Source organism: Serratia sp. DD3, assembly GCF_000496755.2.
The window spans coordinates 49,193-70,106 of record NZ_AYKS02000071.1 but is presented as its reverse complement, the minus strand read 5'-3'; the positions used below and the strand labels follow the sequence as shown (position 1 = coordinate 70,106).

Below are 20,914 nucleotides of genomic sequence, written 5' to 3'. Positions count from 1 at the left end.
GTTTCTCGCTTATTTTAATCCTGTGGTTGAACTTCTATTTTACCCTGTTCCACACGGAACATCCTGCCCTTTTCACCGATCATGTCAGTAACTTGTTCAGCACTTACCGCGCTGACAAAAACCTGAGCCTGAGTGGCTTTCAGACGTTCAGCCAGCAACCGGCGACGGCCAGTGTCCAGCTCGGAGGCAAAATCATCAATCAGATACAGGCAACGCCGCCCGCTCTGCCGGGTGAGAAACTCACCCTGCGCCAAGCGCAATGCACACATCAGCAATTTAAGCTGACCGCGTGATAATAAATCTTCTACCGGTGTGCCTTCGGCACGAATACGGAAATCTGCTTTATGTGGCCCAACCGAGGTATAGGTTAATGCCCTGTCGCGCTCAAACTGCCGCTCCAACAGCTCTCCATAGTCACTCTCTTTATCCCAACCGCGCTGAAAAGAGAAATTTAACGCAAATTCAGGCAAAAATTGTGCACAGGTCGCAGTAATATCGGCGGCAATGGCCTCACTGTATGCCGCCCGCCACTCGCTGATGCGTTCAGCCAGTGGAACCAACTGCTGATCCCAGGCGCGCAATTGCGCATAACGACTGACTTGGCGCAAGCCAGCATTACGTTGCTTCAGTAACCGTTTCAGGTTGCTCCAGGCGGTGAAAAAACCGGGTACATCATGGAAGCATCCCCAATCCACAAACGCGCGCCGATATTTTGGCCCGCCATTGAGCAGAGTAAAACCTTCGGGAGTAATCAACTGCATGGGCAATAGTTGGGCGAGTTCCGCCACTTTATGACCATCGCTGCCATCAATACGTACTTTGCTGTCACCTTGCCGGCTTCGGCTTAGTCCTACTGATAACTCACGTTCCGCCCCTTCAATCCGGCCATGCAGTACAAATTCCGGCTGATCATGACGGATCACTCGGCCAGCCTGCAAGCTGCGAAAAGCACGCCCATGACCAAGGGTATAAACCGCCTCTAATACGCTGGTTTTACCACTGCCATTGGCCCCAACCAGGAAGTTAAACCCAGGTGCGGGAGCCAGATCCGCCGCTTCAATATTGCGGAAATCTTTAATCAGTAAACGCGTTAACGCCATGCGGCAGTTATCTTAATCATCGAACAACCCTGGGCGTTATCGTCGCAAGCCATTTGCGTGCCGTAAAACCCCCAGCAACCGATGCGTACACAGAGTACGTCAGGATTGCGAGTACGGCCCAATCACAAAGGAGCAAGTAAGATAGCCCGATAATTTCTACAAACGCATTGGCATAACAACATAGGCCGCCGCCTGACTGGCCGCGTCCTCAATCTGCACGCTGGAGACCGAATCAGTCAGCAGTAGACGCACATCCTCGCACTTGAGCGAGTTTAATACATCCAGCACGTAGCTGACGTTAAACCCAATTTCCATCTCGCTGCCATCATAGCTGACATCAAGGATCTCTTCTGCCTCTTCCTGCTCCGGATTATTGGCAGTGATCTTGAGTTGATTTTGACTGACGTACAGGCGGACACCGCGAAACTTCTCATTCGACAAAATGGCCGCACGGGCAAAGGCCTGCTTAAGCAAGTCACACCCGGCTTCTAAGGTCTTGTCAGGGTTCTTCGGCAATACACGACGATAATCAGGGAAACGGCCATCAACCAACTTGGAGGTAAAGATAAAATCCCCCACATGGGCGCGAATATTATTGCTGCCGATCTGTACACGGAGTGGCGTATCACCAGCATCCAGCAGACGCACCAGCTCCATCACCCCTTTACGTGGCACAATCACCGAATGTGTCGGTAAGGATTGACCAATCGGCATGGCGCATACCGCCAGACGGTGACCATCAGTCGCCACAGTGCGGAGCTCTTCCCCTTCGGTCTCAAACAACATGCCGTTGAGGTAATAGCGCACATCCTGATGCGCCATCGAGAACTGGGTCGCATCGATCAGGCGCTTTAAGGTCGCCTGCGGTAGCGTGAACTCCACTTCACTCTGCCAATCATCCAGATTCGGAAAGTCTACCGCCGGTAGCGTGGATAATGAAAAACGACTACGGCCAGAACGCACCAACATGCGCTCACTTTCAAGCGTGACGGTAATCTCGGCACCTTCCGGTAAACCCCGGCAGATATCAAAAAATTTACGTGCAGGGACGGTGGTCGCCCCCACTTCATAGGGCTGGGAGAGAGAGACGCGTGCCACCATCTCCATTTCCAGATCGGTTCCCGTCAACAATAGAGAACCTTCCGTTACCTGCAATAACAGGTTACCCAGAATTGGCAACGTTGGGCGGCCACCCAGTGGGCTACTCACCTGTTGCAGCGGTTTTAGCAGATGCTCACGTTCAACGATAAATTTCATATGCGCTATGACGACAATGTTCTGATTAAATTGGAAAAATCTTCTTTGATGTCGTGACTTTCTTCACGCAGCTGCTCAATTTTCCGGCAGGCGTGCAACACCGTGGTATGGTCGCGGCCACCAAACGCATCGCCGATTTCTGGCAAGCTGTGGTTGGTGAGTTCCTTTGACAATGCCATCGCCATCTGGCGCGGGCGAGCAACGGAACGGGAACGCCGCTTCGACAGCAGATCCGCTACTTTTATTTTATAATACTCTGCCACCGTCTTTTGAATATTATCGATAGTGACCAGCTTTTCCTGCAACGCCAGTAGATCGCGCAACGCTTCACGCACGAAATCAATGGTAATGGCGCGGCCAGTAAAATTAGCATTGGCAATCACCCGGTTCAACGCCCCTTCCAGTTCACGCACGTTGGAACGTAGACGTTTAGCGATAAAGAACGCCACTTCACCCGGCAAACGAATATTGTTTTCATCTGCCTTTTTCATCAGGATCGCCACGCGGGTTTCCAGCTCTGGTGGTTCAATTGCCACCGTCAGGCCCCAACCAAAGCGAGACTTCAAACGATCTTCCACCCCGTTAATCTCTTTAGGATAACGGTCAGAAGTGAGGATGATCTGTTGGTTGCCTTCCAACAACGCGTTAAAAGTATGGAAAAACTCTTCCTGCGAACGCTCTTTATTGGCAAAAAACTGAATGTCATCGATCAGCAACGCATCCACCGAACGGTAGTAGCGCTTGAATTCTTCAATCGCGTTATTCTGCAACGCCTTAACCATATCCTGCACAAAACGTTCCGAGTGCATATAAACCACTTTGGCATTGGCTTTACGCGCCATGATGCCATTGCCCACCGCATGCAACAGGTGAGTTTTACCCAAGCCGGTTCCACCATACAGGAAGAGTGGGTTATAAGCCCCACCAGGGTTATCTGCCACTTGCCGAGCCGCAGCGCGCGCCAGTTGGTTCGACTTACCTTCAACGAAGTTATCGAAAGTATGTTTGGGGTTAACATTGGAACGGTAAGAAAGCTCGGGTGGCGGTGCGGCATTATCCCAACTGTGACGAGAAGGTGCCGCAGTACGGGCCACTGGGGCTGCCGGTGCATTGTTGACGCTGGCCGTAGCCGCCTGACTTATCGTTCGTGTCAGAGGTTTACTGCCCACCTCAAAACGCAATAGTGGCACATCAGTCCCACAAAAATCATTAAGCAGCCCATTGATATTGTTTAAGTACTTATCGCGCACCCAATCCAGCACAAAACGATTGGGCGCATACAGCGCCAGAGTATTGTCACTCAGTTCCGCCTGTAATGGGCGTATCCACATACTAAATTCTGTGGCTGGTAACTCATCCTGCAATCGGGCAAGGCACTGCTGCCAAAGCGAAAGTGACACGGCGGACTCCACTCGAACAAGATCAAAAATAAAAAGAAAAGGATCAGGTTACTTTTTTATCACTCATGATGATGCCCACAGGCCTTCATCGGCTGAAAACCGCTAGAAGCATGTGGAACACCTTGGTAGCATAACCTGATGATCCCTGTTTAGGATCGGGATCCGAATGACGGATCATAGCGCAATCCGAGCAAGAGATCCTCTCCTTCATCACAGATTAGATCCATTTTATCCACAGCCAAGAGCGTGTGGTGATATTTTAACCAACAGAAAGCAACCGCTGCAATCACGGTAGTCGATCGCCTTCTTTTTCACACCATAAGCCCGTTGTACTGGGTTATCCACCAGGATCCTGGCGAAAAATGCCGAGGATCGCACGGAGATCCTTGTGATTTACCCTTGAGTCCGTATAATCTTCGCCCACGTGTGATACTTGGTTCTGATTGGTCGGGTTATTTACCAGACAGGATCCTGCGGTGATTATGGGCCAAGACCGTGCTTTACTTGGCTAACAACCAAGTAGACTACCCCCATCAATTTCAAATGACAGGCAGCAAAACTGCGGCCTGAAAGATGAAAGGGGCGCGATGTGAATTGACTCAGGGCTGTACAATTATTACAATCCCGCCTCTTTATATTGCGATTGAGGCGTCGGTCATCTTCACGCCGAGTAGTCAAACGCATTTGACTTATACTCTACATAATTCGAGTGGGATGTAGGCAGCAAGGTCGAGAGTCGCCAGAAGCATAGAAAATGATGCGACTGAGGCTAGTGGACACAAGCCAACACCCCGGTCACTTGAAGTATGATGACTATATTAGTAATTCATTTAAGTTTAGGTAGAAATCGCTATGAAACGCACTTTCCAACCGTCCGTACTGAAGCGTAACCGTAGCCACGGTTTCCGTGCTCGTATGGCCACTAAAAATGGTCGTCAAGTTCTGGCCCGCCGTCGTGCAAAAGGCCGTACTCGTCTGACTGTTTCTAAGTAATAAAAGCTAACCCCCTGAGTGGTTAAGCTCGCTTTTCCCAGGGAGTTACGTTTGTTAACTCCCACTCATTTCACTTTCGTCTTCCAGCAGCCACAAAGAGCTGGCACGCCGCAAATCACCATCCTCGGCCGCCAAAACCTGCTGGGGCATCCCCGCATCGGTCTTACTGTCGCCAAAAAACACGTCAAGCGTGCGCATGAACGTAACCGGATCAAACGCCTGACACGCGAAAGTTTCCGTTTACGCCAGCACCAATTACCAGCGATGGATTTTGTCGTGGTTGCCAAAAAGGGGATAGCTGAGTTGGATAACCGTGCACTGACGGAAGTTTTGGAAAAATTATGGCGTCGCCATTGTCGCTTGGCTCCCGCATCTTGATTGGGGTGGTACGGGGTTATCAACTCGTATTGAGCCCACTGCTTGGGCCACGCTGTCGCTTCCAGCCGACATGTTCTCATTACGCAATTGAGGCATTAAGCAGGTTTGGGATGTTAAAAGGCAGTTGGTTGACATTGAAACGCGTATTAAAATGCCATCCTTTGAACCCAGGTGGCGATGATCCCGTACCACCGAAAACCAACGATAACAGAGAACACTAACGATGGATTCGCAACGCAATCTTCTTCTCATCGCTTTTCTGTTCGTGTCTTTTCTGATTTGGGATGCTTGGCAAAAGGATAACAGTCCGCAGCCAGCACCCCAGACCACGCAACAGACAACGAACCCTACAAGCGGTGATACCGCAAGCCAGGCTGTGCCAGCCAGTGGCCAAGGTAAATTGATTACCGTTAATACAGATGTGCTGTCGTTGACCATCAATACTCGTGGTGGTGACATTGAGCAGGCTAAACTGCTGGCCTACCCAGAGTCCCTGGGGTCAGTGACGCCATTCGAATTGCTGGAAACTACGCCAGGATTTGTTTATCAGGCGCAAAGTGGCCTGACCGGCAGAGACGGGCCAGATAATCCTGCCAACGGTGAGCGTCCTCTCTTCACAGCCGCACAAGATACTTTCACCTTAGCTGATGGTCAGGATGAGCTGCGGATCCCACTGACCTTTACCGGTAAAGACGGCTCGTTGTTCACCAAAACCTTTGTGCTCAAGCGTAACCATTATGCCATTGGTGTGGATTACTCCATTGTTAACAAAAGTGCGTCTCCACTTGAATTGACGCTATTTGGTCAACTGAAGCAAACCACACAGTTGCCGCAACACCGCGATACTGGCAGCAGTAATTTTGCACTGCACACCTTCCGTGGCGCGGCTTACTCTTCCAGTGACAACAAATACCAAAAGTATGCGTTTGATAAAGAAGAGAACCTGAATATCACCACCCAGGGTGGTTGGGTTGCCATGTTGCAGCAATATTTTGCTACAGCCTGGATACCTCAGACGGAAGGTCAAAATACCTTCTATACCGCCAAACCAGGCGATAATCTGTCTACCATCGGCTTCAAAGCAACGCCGGTTGTGGTAGCGCCAGGTGCTGAGAAACAACTGAATGCCACCTTATGGGTAGGCCCGGAACTGCAAGATAAAATGGCCACGCTGGCACCCCATCTGGATTTGACGGTGGATTACGGCTGGTTGTGGTTTTTGTCTCAACCACTGTTCAAATTGCTGAAGTTCATCAACGGATTTATCGGCAACTGGGGTTTCTCAATCATCATCATCACCTTTATCGTACGTGGCATCATGTACCCGCTAACCAAAGCGCAGTACACATCGATGGCCAAAATGCGCATGCTGCAGCCAAAACTGCAGGCAATGCGTGAGCGTATTGGTGATGACAAGCAGCGTATGAGCCAAGAGATGATGGCGCTGTACAAAGCGGAAAAAGTAAACCCTCTGGGGGGTTGCTTGCCGCTGCTCATCCAGATGCCAATCTTCCTGGCGCTGTACTACATGCTGATGAGCTCGGTTGAACTGCGCCATGCGCCGTTTATCTTGTGGATTCATGACTTATCAGCACAGGATCCGTACTACATCCTGCCGTTGCTGATGGGTGTGACGATGTTCTTCATCCAGAAGATGTCGCCTACTACTGTGACTGACCCAATGCAGCAGAAAATCATGACCTTTATGCCGGTGATCTTCACAGTGTTCTTCCTGTGGTTCCCGTCTGGTCTGGTGCTGTACTATACCGTCAGTAACTTGGTGACCATCATCCAGCAGCAGTTGATTTATCGCGGGCTGGAAAAACGTGGCCTGCATAGCCGCGATAACAAAAAGGCATAATACAGCTTTATCCCTGAGTTCATCCAAGCTGTAGCCAGTAACACCGCTGCAGCTTTATTGACGAAGGGCATAACAAGCCAATGTAAGGCGGTCATCTAGGCCGCCTTTTTACATGCATATTATTGAGAGATAACCGGCAATGAACAACTCTGATACCATCACGGCCATTGCCACACCACCTGGGCGTGGCGGTGTAGGCATTCTGCGCATCTCAGGCCATGACGCCAAAGAGGTGGCTCTGGCGCTGCTTGGCAAACTGCCCAAACCACGTCATGCCGATTATCTGCCATTCCGCGATGCCGATGGCAGTACCCTGGATCAGGGTATTGCGCTGTGGTTCCCGGCCCCCAATTCCTTTACCGGTGAAGATGTCCTGGAACTTCAGGGGCACGGTGGGCCGGTTATTCTCGATTTGTTGCTAAAACGTGTGCTGGCGTTACCCCGTGTACGCATTGCCCGCCCGGGTGAATTCTCAGAGCGCGCGTTCCTCAATGACAAACTGGATCTGGCCCAGGCCGAGGCCATTGCCGACTTGATCGATGCCAGCTCAGAGCAAGCGGCACGCTCGGCGATGAACTCGTTACAAGGGGCGTTTTCTAGCCGTATCCACCAACTGGTGGAAGCACTCACTCACCTGCGTATCTACGTAGAAGCGGCAATCGACTTTCCTGATGAGGAAATTGACTTTCTTTCAGATGGCAAAATCGAAGCGCAGCTTAATCGTGTTATCGCCGACCTGGATAACGTGCGGGCAGAAGCACGCCAGGGCAGCTTATTGCGTGAAGGGATGAAAGTCGTGATTGCCGGGCGGCCCAATGCCGGGAAATCCAGCCTGTTGAATGCGTTAGCAGGGCGTGAAGCCGCCATTGTGACCGATATTGCCGGTACCACCCGTGATGTACTGCGTGAACATATTCATATCGACGGTATGCCACTACATATTATCGATACTGCAGGCCTGCGGGATGCCATGGACGAAGTGGAGCGTATTGGTATCGAACGTGCGTGGAATGAGATCGAGCAAGCAGACCGCGTGCTGTTTATGGTGGATGGCACCACCACCAGCGCGACCGAGCCTAGCGAGATTTGGCCTGAGTTTATGGCACGCCTGCCAACCCGCTTGCCGATCACCGTGGTGCGCAACAAAGCGGATATTACGGGTGAAGAACTGGGCATGAGTGAAGTGAATGGTCACTCACTTATACGTCTTTCCGCCCGTACCGGTGAAGGGCTCGAGCTGTTACGTAACCACCTCAAGCAGAGCATGGGCTTTACCAACAATACCGAAGGTGGCTTCCTGGCCCGCCGCCGCCATTTGCAGGCATTGGAACAAGCAGACGAACATCTCGCTCAGGGGAAAGAACAGTTAGTGAGTGCTTACGCGGGGGAGTTACTTGCCGAAGAACTGCGCCTGGCACAACGAGCATTAAGCGAAATCACCGGTGAATTTACCTCTGATGACCTGCTCGGGCGTATCTTTTCCAGCTTTTGCATTGGTAAGTGATTACTTATCCATACTGCTCCATAAATGTTCACTAACCCGCATTAACTGCCTGTTAATGCGGGTTTTTACTGCCTACTCACTTCCTAAATGGCCCCAACAACGGGAAAAGCGTTCGCCAAACGCTGGCAAAGTAAGCATGCCGGAATGGGCCTAATTTACGGGCTGATTACAGATTCTCAATGCTTATCAGAAAACATAGGGTTTAGAACATCTGCAACTACACCCCATCAGTGCATACCAGGGGATTCAGCAGTTGAGCGGCAGATGAAGTAGAAAACACCGTACGAATGGTTGATCGAGTAACATCCCTGACTTGTGTTTTTTTTAAACTTGCGTTGCTTCCCTCCCCGATTGTTCATAATATTATCTTGTTCATGATTCATGAACAAGATAAAGGTCTGAACAAATGAAAGAAGAACAGCTTCTGTCTGATGCTGTAGAAAACCTGCCAAAAGGCTTCCTATTGCAGTATGAAATTGGCAACAAACATGACATACATGACGGCTGGGGCAGGCTGATAGGGCTAGGAGGAGAGATGGCGAATTTTTCCCTGGAAGTAAAGCATATCCATCGCAAAGAGTCGCTGATCGCTATCCGTAAAATGTCCCCTCTCTTATCTGAGGGTTTTCCTATATTACTGGTGTGCAACCGGCTGACGTCCGCACTGGTGGAATATTGCGTGGATAACCAGATTAATTTTATCGATACCGCCGGGAATGCCCGTATCCAGGTTCCGGGGTTATATCTGTTTATTGATGGTCGATATGAAAAGAAACCTGTAGCTGTCAGTAGTCATTTTGCTGAAGGAGTAATGAAGCTGCTTTTTGTGCTGTTATCCTGCCCGGAAAGCCTCAACGATACTTACCGCAGCTTGGCGCAGAAAGCGGGTATCTCTTTGGGAATGGTCAGCAAAGCTTTCAATTTCCTTGAGGCGCGTCGCTATTTCCGCAAATCACAGCAGGGGCGCCGCTTAATGAATGAAGGCGAATTACAGGTTTTGTGGCTAAAAGACTATGCCACCGCCCTGCGCCCGAAGCTGGATTTTCTTTCCCTACCTACGCCTGCTTCATGGGATAAGATAACACTTGCGGCCGATGAATACTGGAGCGGCGAGATTGCAGCCGCAGAACTGAGCGGTGGATACCTGCTACCAGAAAACGGCGTGATTTTTACGCCTCACCCATTGTTACAAAGACGAAAGGAACTAGGACTAAAACCTGTTCCTGGTGGGAAACTGCAACTGATTTCCTGTTTCTGGGGGAACTTTACCCTGAACCATCAAGCAGAAGCGATGTTGTGTGTGGCCGAACTACTGGCAAGCGGCGATGATAGAAACCGGGAAGCAGCAAGGATAATCAATGACAAATATCTTCACCTTAGTGAATCCGATCTTTTCAGCTACTGAAGCCCTGTTCACCCAGATAAAGCGAATTTGCGCAGCTCAGGAGATCCCGTTTTTTATTGCGGGAGCGACGGCGCGTGAAATTCTGCTCCATCATGTTCACGGCAGGAGCATTGGCCGCTGAAACGTGAAATCATTATGTCAGTGGATGGATTTAGTGAGGCATTTTCTCATACTGTAACCGTGCAACTGACGAATGGAGAAAAGCTGCCGTTTTGCTCCCTGCCGGGGTTAGCGCTGTTAAAACTTTTTGCCTGGCGCGATCGCGGGCATGGTAGTGCTAAAGACGCAACCGATCTCTATAAAATTATTCGTGAATATAGCGCTATAGAAGATGAGCGTATCTATTCCTCCGCCGTTGAAGGTGAAAACTTGGACTGGAATCCGGTACGTATGGGAGCTGTTCTGCTGGGCAAAGATATCGCGGCGATTAGTGAGCACTCATCTTTGGCAGAGTTGATAAGTCTCGATAGAGAACGTCTGACTGACGCTATCGCGCGACAATCTGATGTGGACGATATGGCTGAGATTGAGCTGATCATGAATGACTTCTGGAACAGTATAATAAGCCATGGCTAAAACTGGCTGTTAGTACGCATTACTGTCCACCCCCTAAAACATCCATACACATCCACCATTTTTATGTCCATTGTTCGTGGGTAAGATCAAACAGACTGATCTAACATACTGAGCTGATTTTATTGATGCGCAGATTGTGGAAGGACGTAAGGTGATTAGCCACAAACCCACATATGTGCTAATGTGGGTTTGTGTATTTTAAAGGAGATGATCCTATGAGCCGCCTGACAATAGACATAACAGACCAACAGCACCAAAGCCTGAAGGCGCTGGCAGCCCTACAAGGTAAAACCATCAAGCAATACGCTCTCGAACGTTTGTTCCCCGGCGATACAGATGCTGATCAGGCATGGAAGGAACTGAAAAACCTGCTAGGAAACCGCATCAACGACGGGCTAGCGGGGAAGGTGTCCACCAAAGACATCGGCGAAATTCTTGATGAAGAACTTGACGGGGATCATACTTGAAAACCTACCTCCTCACGGTAGAGGCGGAAGCAGATCTACGCGGCATCATCCGCTACACACGTAAGCAGTGGGGTACCACGCAGGTACGCAACTATATCGCTAGGCTGGAACATGGCATTGCCAACCTAGCAGCCGGGCGCGGCGCTTTCAAAGATATGAGTGAACTCTTTCCTGAGTTACGGATGGCACATTGTGAACATCACTATGTCTTCTGCCTGCCACGCGGCAGTGCGCCCGCATTGGTCGTAGCGATTTTTCATGAACGCATGGACCTCATGACTCGACAGGCAGAGAGGTTCAGCAAAGAAAGTTAACGATTGCTAGCCCGATGAATAGGTATGATTCACCGGAGTTCTGATCACTATCCCGATAAAAAACAGTTTTTCTCCTAATGCTGCCGAAAAATAAATTGGGGATTAAGGTTGGGTGTCACTCGCCTTTAAACTCAAAGGGATTACATAATAACGGCTGCCGCATTTCCGCTAGAAGCCGAAGGTCAATCTCCATGATTCTGCCTTTCGGAAAGTGTCAGAATGAGCAAAAATATCTGCTAAAGGAATTAACAATGTCTCATTCATCATCAAGAGCAAAAGTTTTGGATACAACAAGCCCCTTGGCACACCGAGCTTCCCACGCACGAAGTTGTGCTAACCATGTGGCGAACAAGTTGGGGATTACCCGCCGTCAGCTTTTGATAAAAGTCGAGAAGGATTCCGGGGCAAGTTTGGTATCACCACTCACTGAACAAGAACTGATGAAAGCGTTCCACTATATGGAGAACCTTTAGTTTTAGGCCACTATGAACGAAAAGCGGCCATCATATCCTGTTAACTTGAGTGATAGGCATTCCACTCATCACGAGTAATCTCCCACAACTGTGAGTCCAGAAGCCCGCTGACAAACTGTCTCTTTTCCGTTTTGATTAGTCGCATGCCGCTACTGGCTGAAATGTGCAGAGAACGTGTATTCTCAGTCGCTTTCGGAGCACGCAATACTGGCCTGTTCAACGTATTAAACCAGTAATCTGTCGCCGCCATACTGGCTTCGCGCATTAATCCCTGCCCCTGATACTCAGGTGCCAACCAGAAACCACGATTATTATTTTCCGCATCGTCTAGGCAGATAACGCCGATTAAATTGTCAGGATTATCCTGATGCCGTATGGTCCAAACCCAGGCGAGTCCTTTTGCCATAGCTGGCAGCGCGACGTTATTAACGTAATGGGCTGCACCATCGTCAGGATAGGGCCAGGGAACCGATGACACCATATAGCGGACAATTTCCCAGCGTGGATAGAGCTCCTGAATCTGAGGTGCATCTTCGGCAACTAATGGCTTTAACAGCAAACGTTCTGTTTTTAACGTGGGTATCTGCATGTGCTCTTTCCCTTACTGATTAACGTGTCCTTTGCTACTTTTTACTCGTTCAATAGTTACTGTAATTCATTGGGATGTACATAAAACATTCAGGTAATCGGGTAGTTAACCAGATAGTTAGCGTCATATCAAAGGCCAAAACCGCTAGTGAAATCAGCGGTCATGCCATTGCAGACCATTTTGCCGACGTCGGGAAAATGGTCGAGCTAGGTTCAGGCAGCCAACGAGAAATCGACGATGTGATGCTTACTCGTTACGCCTGCTATCTGGTCGCACACAACAGATGACCCGCGAGCAGCAAATATCTATCGAGCATGTAACCAATAACGATGCTGTACGCCAAACACTATTAAGCCGAGGTATACGACCAGAACATTTACCACCTTCAGAAGATGTGAAAAAGGTCGAACGACAATTAGCATCCGCGGACAAAAAGTCACTGAAAAACCCGGACACACTCAGTGATGGGGATACAAACAATGAATAACTTGAACTAGCTCATACTCTTCGAGATAGTAGCAATCAGGTGCCGCGAACACCCCAACTAAGAGGTGATTCAATGACAGATAACACCCCACAAGCTCCGCATGGCGAATTTGTCCTGTTTACAATTGCTGACGGCCAAACACGCGTCGAGTGCCGATTTGAATCTGATACATTGTGGCTTTCTCAGGCTGCAATGGCTGAGCTTTATGATAAAGATGTTCGCACAATTAATGAACATCTAATCAATATCTACAACGAGGGTGAGCTTGTACAAAACGCAACTATCCGGAAATTCCGGATAGTTCGATTGGAAGGAACTCGTCAAGTTTCTCGCGAAATCGATCACTACAATCTCGATGCAATTTTGGCTGTTGGCTACAGGGTTCGTTCTCAACGAGGTACGCAGTTCCGCCAATGGGCAACGCAAGTCCTGAAAGAATACCTAATAAAGGGATTCGCTATGGATGACGAGCGCCTGAAAAATCCCCCCGTTGGTCATTCTGCGGTACCAGATTACTTTGATGAAATGCTGGAACGCATTCGCGATATCCGAGCGAGTGAGCGTCGTGTTTATCTGCGAGTCAAAGAAATCTTTACTATGGCTGCCGATTACGAGCCATCCAACCAAGAGACCAACCGCTTCTTCCAGATCATCCAGAACAAGTTGCATTATGCCTGTACGCATATGACGGCCGCTGAGCTTATCGCGAGCCGTGTGGATGCCAATAAGCCGGACATAGGCTTAACCAGCTATAAAGGCGATGAAGTGCGTAAGACCGATGTCACCATCGCGAAAAACTATCTGCGTGAAGACGAAATCAAAGAGCTTAATCGCATCGTCAACATGTGGCTCGACTTTGCCGAGGACCAAGCACTACGCCGCAAACAAGTGTTCTTGCAAGATTGGGCCGATAAGCTGGATCAGTTTTTAAATTTTAATGATCGGGACGTATTAAGCGGAGCGGGAAAAATCTCCAAAAAGGATGCTGATGACAAGGCGAAATTGGAGTTTGACCGCTTTGCAGAACAACGTCGCCGTTTAAAAGAAGCCGAAGGCGCACTTGCCAATATCGCGGCCCTCAAGGCAATCGTTAAAAAAGACAAATAACACTGCCTAGGTTGAACAAGCCATGGAACCGACATCAATATCGGTTCCATCGTTCTCGGTTTTGACATTTATCCTGCCAATACCTTCAATCTTACCAACCAATTATGCCGCTATGGGTGTTCGCACCCGATCACATTTTTACTCATTCGCTTGGTTATTATTACAATGATATGTTTTTATAAAACAATAAATTAACCAAGCTGTCGATATTTTGCACTGTTTTTTGGGCAAATTTTACAAAACAAATTTACTATTGGTATGGCACAATCTTGACGTAGGAGTTATCGATATCCGTCATTATTCAAGCCGCAAGTGAGTGTCGGTTGCATAACTCGACCCTTTAGGGGATCTCGCTCGATGGCTGACAACCTCAGCCTGAATAAAGGGGAGTATCAACCCAATGTGCCGATTTTTAATCACTATTAGAATTAATGTTCTTAATAAACAAAGCAATAATATTATGCATGCTGTTATTTTTACTCTATTGCTATTTTTTATCACCAGTCCATTACTTGCCAGCGAAATGCGCTATCCCCCCGGGGAAGAACCGCTGAACCTGCCAGCCAATAGCTCACTGATGATGCCATTGCCGCGATCTGTCCATAGCCTGGAGGACAAAAAAGCAGAAACGATGCCATTGTATCTGTCACTGATACACGAAGATAAACGCAATGTCTGGGTTCCTTTTCAATTGGCCGCTACCTCTGCACAAAAAGGCCAAACAGAACTGGCGGAACACTATTTGCAACTCAGTGCCAAACGGGGATTGTGGTATTACTATAATCTGCTGGAAAACAACGCATTCAATAGCCTTCAGCAAAGTGAGACTTATCGTTCCATCCTCGCTGAGGCCAAAACACGCTATCAGCTATATGCTTCGCCGTTTGAGGGTAAAGCACAGTATTCTGTCCCGAATGGCTCACCTCCTGCCACCGGTTGGCCAACCGTTATCTACCTGCACCCTTATGGCAGAGCCGCTAATATCACCCCTAAAGATCGATTGCTTTTTGCTGAAGCAGGTGTTGCCTATATTGAGTTAAACGGTACTCAAATGCTTGCCGAGAATAGCTTCCGCTGGTCTATCGATAGCGAAGAGAGCACCCATAGCGCGATTCAACGTACCCTGCAGGAGCTCACCCCTAAACTGAAGCTTAACCCTCATCAGGTCTACCTTACCGCTCGCGGCCAAGGCGCGCTGCACGCGGGTAATCTGATGGCAAAATACCCGCAATTTTACGCCGGCGCTTTACTGATTACACCACAAGGGAAAATCCCGCCAGCATCATATTCATTAGCAGAGAATAAACGCATTATGATCGCCTATTATGGCCATCAAAACTTTAATGGCAAAGCTCTGGCTCTGCATTTTACCAACCTGTTCAGTAATCAGAATCTGACCAAGACGGCAAGTTTTAACCTGAGAGAAGATACACAAGGAAACTGGCCGCTACACTTCCAGCAACCATTGCGTTGGGTGATGGGCAAAAGCGCCGATGCATCACCGGGAGCCTGATAGAAAAACGGGGATACTTACTGCTGCAATGATTGACGACTTGAACCAGCGGTGCTCAAGCACCGCTTATTCTTTTTGATCAATGCCCATCAACAAACACGATTTTGAGCACAAACAACAGCGCCACGACAATCACACAAGGGCTGATTTCACGCCAACGACCAGTACCCAGCTTCATCACACAATAAGAGATAAAGCCCAGCGCAATCCCTTCAGTAATCGAGAAGCTAAAAGGCATCATAGCGGCGGTAACAAAGGCAGGAACCGCTTCAGTCATATCTTCCCATTTTACGCGTGCCAAGCTGGAGGTCATCAGAACCCCAACATAGATCAAAGCACCCGCAGCAGCATAAGCCGGCACCATCGAAGCTAATGGCGACAGGAAAATCACCAACAGGAACAACAGCCCGACTATCACGGCGGTCAGACCGGTGCGACCACCGATAGCGACACCAGAAGAACTTTCAATATAAGCCGTGACTGAAGAAGTACCAATAAATGCCCCTGCTACGGAGCTGATACTATCAACATACAGCGCCTGCTTCATACGTGGGAATTTACCGTTTTCATCGGTTAGCCCCGCCTTGTCGGTCACCCCAATCAGGGTACCGGATGAGTCAAACAGGTTAACCAGCATAAAGGCAAAAATCACCCCAGCCAAGCCAAGATCCAGTGCCCCGGTAATATTCACCTGACCGACAACGGTAGTGATATCTGGCGGCATAGAGAATATGCCAGCATACTGTACATCACCCAATAGCCAACCGATCAAGGTGGTGACCACGATGGAAACCAGCACCGCGGCATGAATATTACGCGAGGCCAGAACGGCGATGATAAAAAACCCCAGCGCACCCAGCAGAACACTGTGAGAAGTCAGGTTCCCTACCGCCACCAGCGTATCAGGATTAGCGACCACGATACCGGCATTTTTCAACCCCATCATGGCAATGAACAAGCCAATACCACTGGTGATCCCCACGCGCAGGCTAAGTGGGATATTGGCTACCATCCAGTAACGGATACGGAATACCGTCAGTAAAAAGAAACCGACAGCCCCCCAAAAAATAGCGCCCATCGCAACCTGCCATGAAATGCCCATCGCACCCACCACCACAAACGCGAAGAAAGCATTCAAGCCCATTGCTGGTGCCAAAGCTACCGGCAAGTTAGCCAATAGACCCATAAAAATGCTGCCAAAAGCAGCGATCAGGCAGGTAGTGACAAATACCGCTCGAGTATCCATACCCGCCGCCCCCAAGATCTGCGGGTTGACGAACACGATATAGACCATGGTTAAAAAAGTGGTGATTCCGGCAATCGTTTCCGTGCGTACCGTGGTTCCATGCTGCTTGAGTTTAAAAACGCGCTCAAGCAAGCCTTGATTAGCATCAAGGCTGATGTCTTGTTTGCTCATTATCAGTATTCCGAACAGGGGGATGAAGTGTCGGTTGCTATCCTATAACAAAAAATAGGGTTTTTGATCTCACCCATCGCTTTTTTTCGCCATCTGTACGGCTAAAAAATTCAACAGATTGTATTTATTCATATTCATCAGCCATAACCGTTAGCGGTAAATGACACTGGGCGGCAACCGCTAAAACATTCCCCTTCAGCTTGCATGATGACGGAGATAAATAATCCAGTTAAAGTGACAGCCATCATCAGTTAGCCGAAGGCAGATATTCCAATGAGTCAGGTTGAATGTGTTTTATTTGATTGTGATGGCACGCTAGTAGACAGTGAAGTGTTGTGCAGTAAGGCTTATGTGCATATGTTTGCCCATTATGATATTGAGGTTTCGCTAGAAGAAATATTTAAAAAATACAAAGGGGTAAAACTCAACGAAATCATCGAAAAAATCAGTGCCGAACAGGGCGTGACTCTGCCGCAAACACAATTAGAACCGATCTATCGCCAAGAGGTTGCACGCCTGTTCGATGCCGAGCTGCAACCCATTGCCGGTGCGCAAGCATTATTGGCACAAATGAAAGCCCCTATATGTACTGTATCCAACGGGCCCGTCAGCAAAATGCAACATTCGCTGGGGCTGACCCAGATGCTTTCCTATTTCGATGACCGATTATTCAGCGGTTACGATATCCAACGCTGGAAACCCGATCCGGCCATCGTTTTCCATGCTGCCCAGCAAATGCAGGTGGCGGTTGAGCGCTGCATTCTGGTGGACGATTCTGCCGCGGGTGCACAGGCGGGTATTGCTGCAGGGATCCCGGTGTTCTACTTCTGTGCCGATCCACACAATAAACCCATCGACCATCCTCTGGTGACCATGTTTGACCATCTGTCACAGTTACCCCTTCTGTGGCAACAACGTGGTTGGCAACTTACCCATTAACGACCAATGCTCTAGCCGGTTCTGCCCGGCTAATTTCCGACCATAGCCAATCGCGAAAATAACCCACCCGTGGTAATTCCCGCTTACCAGGAGGGATCTCCAACCAATAGCCATGGGTACTCTTAACTGCCAATGGTGAAAACAACATCAGCAAGCCACCATGCAGTTCATTATGGATCATCATTTTATCCAATACGGCATAGCCAGCCCCGGTGATACAGGCGTTGATGACCTGATCCTGTGTACTAAACTCCAATCCCCCACGATCTTGTACTTCACTGCGACCCGCTGCATCCAACCAGCGTTGCCAAGTGTCCATCCGGCTATCACCATCAAGAATATGTAATTGCGGCTGACTATTGAGCGGCGGAAACACGCCATTGATCATCAATAATGGGCTTCCCACCAGCACTAACTGTTCATGGCATAACCATTCCCCATTAATGCTGTCGGTCAATCGACCAAAGCGCACTGCACAATCAAAATCACAATATTTTTGTCGAGCCTCACTGATTAACGCAATTTGTAACTGGGTGTTGTGTTGACGCAACTCGACTAGCCGTGGAGCCAACCAACGGGTAGCAAAAGTAGGCGCGACTTGTAACCTTAAGTGCTGCAATGGATTGTGTAATCGCACATGACATATCCCTTCTTCCAGAATATCCAGCGCTTGCCGCACTACGGGCAATAACAACATGGCATCCTGCGTGAGTGACAAACCGTAATGACTACGTACAAACAGTAACTTACCGAGAAACTCTTCAAACTGTTTCATTTGTCGGCTGGCTGCACTCTGAGTAATGAATAGTGCTTCAGCCGCCTTACTGAAACTTAATGTCCGACAAGTTTCCTCAAAAACACGCAACATGCTGAGTGATGGGAGCTTTCTCACAATCCATTTACCTCGCCAACAGACATCGCTTTGTTAATTACATGTTATTAATTTGATGCATGTTTTTATCCCTTGCAGCGTTTATTTCCATAAAACCAGAGGTGAGTCACATGCATTCTCTGCTGAGGGGTATGACTAAAACGCACTCGCCTATCGCTTCCTTTATGCTCACATTAGCAACCAAATAAAAACAAAAAAATAACATCAAGGCATTTCACATTGCCAATTGATGACTCGCTCCTCTCATCTTTGGCACTCATAAAGGTCAATGCATGGGAGTAGGAAAAATCAATTAGCAATACCGACCAACGGTATACCCGTACCGTTCCCAACAGGAGGACAGGTAAATGCAAACTTTAACCCAACAATCCATCCGTATGGATGATGTGCCGTTAAATCGGTTCCATATCAAAATCGCCGGGCTAACCTTTGGTGCACATTTTACGGATGGCTATGTACTCGGTGTTATCGGCTTCGCCTTGGCACAAATCAAACCACAAATGGGCCTCACCCCTTTTTGGGAGGGGTTGCTTGGTAGTTCTGCACTGATTGGGCTATTTATCGGCAGTTTGGTCCTCGGCTGGATCTCTGATTATATTGGCCGCCAGAAAATCTTCAGTTTCAGCTTTGTGGTTATCACGCTGGCCTCTGCCCTGCAGTTCTTCGCCACCACACCGGAACAACTGTTTCTGTTACGAGTGATGGTAGGCATTGGGTTAGGAGGGGATTTTTCAGTAGGACACACCATGCTGGCCGAGTTCGCCCCCCGTAAGCATCGAGGTGTATTACTCGGTTCATTCAGTGTGATCTGGACCTTTGGCTATGTTGCCGCGGGCTTTGCTGGCCATTTTCTAACGGCATTAGGGCCCGATGCCTGGCGCTGGTTGCTCTCCTCTTCTGCCATACCCGCCCTGCTAATTCTGTTAATGCGTATCGGTACACCGGAGTCACCGCGCTGGTTGATGGGGAAAGGACAACGGGAACAAGCCATGGCGATAGTACATAAATACTTCGGCCCCCATGTCCTGTTGATTGATGAAGCCCCCGTGATATCAAAACAACGCTTTTTGTCACTATTTGGGCCTAAATACCGTCGCCGTACCGCGTTCAACAGCCTGTTCTTTGTTTGTCTGGTGATCCCTTACTTTGCCATCTATACCTTCTTGCCCTCTATTTTGCAGGTGATGGGGCTAGACAATAACTTCTCCACTGACCTGCTGCTTAACGGCTTGTTGATCGTCGGAGCCTTGCTGGGAATTGTTCTGACGGTGATTTGCTCACGCCGTGGTTTCCTGATTGGTTCGTTTATCTTCCTCGCAGCCTGCCTGGTGATGCTAAGTATTCTTCCTGGTAGCCAAACAACCTGGCTGATCGCCATTTTTGCCGCCTTTACATTAGTCATGTCAGCAGTCAGTAATCTGGTAGGCGTTTTCCCCGCTGAAAGCTTCCCTACCGAAGTCCGCTCCATGGGCGTGGGGTTTTCAACCTCCATGAGTCGATTAGGCTCCGCCATTGGCACAGGCCTGTTGCCTCTGTCTATCGTGCATTTCGGCATGCCGACGACTACCGCCATTCTGGCCTTTATCTTGATGATTGGCGCCGTTGTTTCCATTGCCTGGGCACCAGAAACCAAGGGACTGACCCTGGTGGATGCCGCCCAGGGCTCGCAACCTCAAACAGAGAACACGTTAGCCACAGTGGCTAAATAACATTATGTTAAAAACAGGAGATCTTTAAGTGGAAATGTATATCGGAGAAGGGTTTGCAGGTAACGGCGTAAATGCCTCGCATATCAATATCATGATCGGACCGCGTAATGGTGTCGTCGGCCAGGCTTTCTCTTCCAGCTTGGCATCCCCCAGCCAGGGTCACTGCCCATTTATGGTGGTAATTAAACCTAACGTACCGGCTAAACCCATGACGCTGTATGTCAATAAAGCGGAAATTAGCGGTGAATTACACGGCAATTCAACTTGGGGAGCCTCACAAGCCGCTATCGCTAAGGCGGTGACTGAAGCACTACTGTCAGGAACCCTACCCGCAGAGGCTGAAGATGAATGGTGTATTGTCACCGCTAACTGGGTCAACCCCAGTTGCAACAATATTGACGAGGTCTATCACAACAACTACCTCGCCTGTACCCAAGCTATTCAGGCGGCAATGGAAAAACTGCCGACCCGCCACCAATTGACTGAAGCCCTGCCACAGTTGGGCAATCCGTTCTACACCCCAAAAGCCTGAG

At 49.0% G+C, this 20,914-nt stretch carries 21 protein-coding genes; 15 read left to right on the top strand and 6 right to left on the bottom strand.

The genetic code is table 11. The features are described 5' to 3' along the window. Nucleotides 1–14: 14 nt before the first annotated feature. From recF to dnaA, 3 genes are all read right to left on the bottom strand, one after another. The gene (recF, locus tag IO95_RS12765; protein WP_023489196.1) at nt 15–1,100 is read right to left on the bottom strand and encodes a DNA replication/repair protein RecF; all 1,086 of its coding nucleotides are present in this window, start codon (nt 1,098–1,100) and stop codon (nt 15–17) included. Between the two features lie 156 nt (nt 1,101–1,256). Next, a complete protein-coding gene (dnaN, locus tag IO95_RS12760) occupies nt 1,257–2,357 on the bottom strand; it encodes a DNA polymerase III subunit beta (RefSeq protein ID WP_023489197.1) in 1,101 nt (366 codons plus the stop codon). Between the two features lie 5 nt (nt 2,358–2,362). Next, nucleotides 2,363–3,757 carry a chromosomal replication initiator protein DnaA gene (gene dnaA, locus IO95_RS12755; protein ID WP_023489198.1) on the bottom strand — a complete coding sequence of 465 codons (1,395 nt, stop codon included), beginning with the start codon at nt 3,755–3,757 and terminating at the stop codon, nt 2,363–2,365. Between the two features lie 852 nt (nt 3,758–4,609). Here dnaA and rpmH point away from each other — a divergent pair. The 9 genes from rpmH (at nt 4,610) to IO95_RS12710 (ending at nt 11,255) form a co-directional block, all read left to right on the top strand. Then, nucleotides 4,610–4,750, top strand: a complete 141-nt coding sequence (gene rpmH, locus IO95_RS12750; RefSeq protein ID WP_004093983.1) for a 50S ribosomal protein L34 — start codon at nt 4,610–4,612, stop codon at nt 4,748–4,750. An 18-nt stretch (nt 4,751–4,768) separates the two neighbouring features. Then, nucleotides 4,769–5,128 (top strand): ribonuclease P protein component, encoded by a 360-nt coding sequence (gene rnpA, locus IO95_RS12745; RefSeq protein ID WP_072011659.1) that lies wholly within the window; start codon nt 4,769–4,771, stop codon nt 5,126–5,128. Next, nucleotides 5,092–5,349 (top strand): membrane protein insertion efficiency factor YidD, encoded by a 258-nt coding sequence (yidD, locus tag IO95_RS24145; protein ID WP_023492504.1) that lies wholly within the window; start codon nt 5,092–5,094, stop codon nt 5,347–5,349. Before rnpA ends, yidD begins: the two co-directional genes overlap by 37 nt. 2 nt (nt 5,350–5,351) lie before the next feature. After that, nucleotides 5,352–6,989, top strand: a complete 1,638-nt coding sequence (yidC, locus tag IO95_RS12740; protein ID WP_023492505.1) for a membrane protein insertase YidC — start codon at nt 5,352–5,354, stop codon at nt 6,987–6,989. 139 nt (nt 6,990–7,128) lie between these two features. Then, nucleotides 7,129–8,493, top strand: coding sequence for a tRNA uridine-5-carboxymethylaminomethyl(34) synthesis GTPase MnmE (mnmE, locus tag IO95_RS12735; RefSeq protein ID WP_023492506.1), 1,365 nt, complete (start codon nt 7,129–7,131; stop codon nt 8,491–8,493). A gap of 406 nt (nt 8,494–8,899) precedes the next feature. After that, nucleotides 8,900–9,898 carry a type IV toxin-antitoxin system AbiEi family antitoxin gene (locus tag IO95_RS12730; protein WP_023492507.1) on the top strand — a complete coding sequence of 333 codons (999 nt, stop codon included), beginning with the start codon at nt 8,900–8,902 and terminating at the stop codon, nt 9,896–9,898. Nucleotides 9,899–10,033: 135 nt separating this feature from the next. After that, complete coding sequence (locus IO95_RS24140; RefSeq protein ID WP_235186755.1) at nt 10,034–10,474, top strand: hypothetical protein; 441 nt, start codon at nt 10,034–10,036, stop codon at nt 10,472–10,474. Nucleotides 10,475–10,689: 215 nt separating this feature from the next. Further along, nucleotides 10,690–10,941, top strand: coding sequence for an antitoxin ParD (locus IO95_RS12715; protein ID WP_023491419.1), 252 nt, complete (start codon nt 10,690–10,692; stop codon nt 10,939–10,941). Then, nucleotides 10,938–11,255 (top strand): type II toxin-antitoxin system RelE/ParE family toxin, encoded by a 318-nt coding sequence (locus tag IO95_RS12710; protein ID WP_023491418.1) that lies wholly within the window; start codon nt 10,938–10,940, stop codon nt 11,253–11,255. The genes IO95_RS12715 and IO95_RS12710 overlap by 4 nt, the downstream gene beginning before the upstream one ends. Nucleotides 11,256–11,768: 513 nt before the next feature. On the opposite strand, the gene IO95_RS12705 is transcribed toward IO95_RS12710, so the two are convergent. Further along, on the bottom strand, nt 11,769–12,317 hold the full coding sequence (locus IO95_RS12705; protein ID WP_023491416.1) for a GNAT family N-acetyltransferase: 549 nt from the start codon (nt 12,315–12,317) through the stop codon (nt 11,769–11,771). 74 nt (nt 12,318–12,391) lie between these two features. On the opposite strand from IO95_RS12705, the gene IO95_RS26075 reads away from it, so the two are divergent. The 3 genes from IO95_RS26075 (at nt 12,392) to IO95_RS12695 (ending at nt 15,424) form a co-directional block, all read left to right on the top strand. After that, nucleotides 12,392–12,604: a hypothetical protein gene (locus tag IO95_RS26075; protein WP_235186756.1), complete on the top strand. Its 213-nt coding sequence runs from the start codon at nt 12,392–12,394 to the stop codon at nt 12,602–12,604. 272 nt (nt 12,605–12,876) lie between these two features. Continuing rightward, a complete protein-coding gene (locus IO95_RS12700; RefSeq protein WP_023489080.1) occupies nt 12,877–13,911 on the top strand; it encodes a virulence RhuM family protein in 1,035 nt (344 codons plus the stop codon). 460 nt (nt 13,912–14,371) lie between these two features. Then, a complete protein-coding gene (locus tag IO95_RS12695; protein WP_037384997.1) occupies nt 14,372–15,424 on the top strand; it encodes a hypothetical protein in 1,053 nt (350 codons plus the stop codon). Between the two features lie 79 nt (nt 15,425–15,503). On the opposite strand, the gene IO95_RS12690 is transcribed toward IO95_RS12695, so the two are convergent. After that, a complete protein-coding gene (locus IO95_RS12690; RefSeq protein ID WP_023489082.1) occupies nt 15,504–16,841 on the bottom strand; it encodes an NCS2 family permease in 1,338 nt (445 codons plus the stop codon). A gap of 273 nt (nt 16,842–17,114) precedes the next feature. Between IO95_RS12690 and yieH the strand changes: the two genes are divergently transcribed. Next, on the top strand, nt 17,115–17,780 hold the full coding sequence (yieH, locus tag IO95_RS12685; RefSeq protein WP_023489083.1) for a 6-phosphogluconate phosphatase: 666 nt from the start codon (nt 17,115–17,117) through the stop codon (nt 17,778–17,780). Here yieH and IO95_RS12680 read toward each other — a convergent pair. Continuing rightward, nucleotides 17,770–18,672 carry a LysR substrate-binding domain-containing protein gene (locus IO95_RS12680; RefSeq protein ID WP_023489084.1) on the bottom strand — a complete coding sequence of 301 codons (903 nt, stop codon included), beginning with the start codon at nt 18,670–18,672 and terminating at the stop codon, nt 17,770–17,772. The two genes, yieH and IO95_RS12680, sit on opposite strands and share 11 nt — an antisense overlap. Nucleotides 18,673–19,019: 347 nt before the next feature. On the opposite strand from IO95_RS12680, the gene IO95_RS12675 reads away from it, so the two are divergent. Next, nucleotides 19,020–20,381 carry an MFS transporter gene (locus tag IO95_RS12675; protein ID WP_023491296.1) on the top strand — a complete coding sequence of 454 codons (1,362 nt, stop codon included), beginning with the start codon at nt 19,020–19,022 and terminating at the stop codon, nt 20,379–20,381. 28 nt (nt 20,382–20,409) lie between these two features. Next, a complete protein-coding gene (gene fae / locus IO95_RS12670) occupies nt 20,410–20,913 on the top strand; it encodes a formaldehyde-activating enzyme (protein ID WP_023491297.1) in 504 nt (167 codons plus the stop codon). Nucleotide 20,914: the final 1 nt, after the last annotated feature.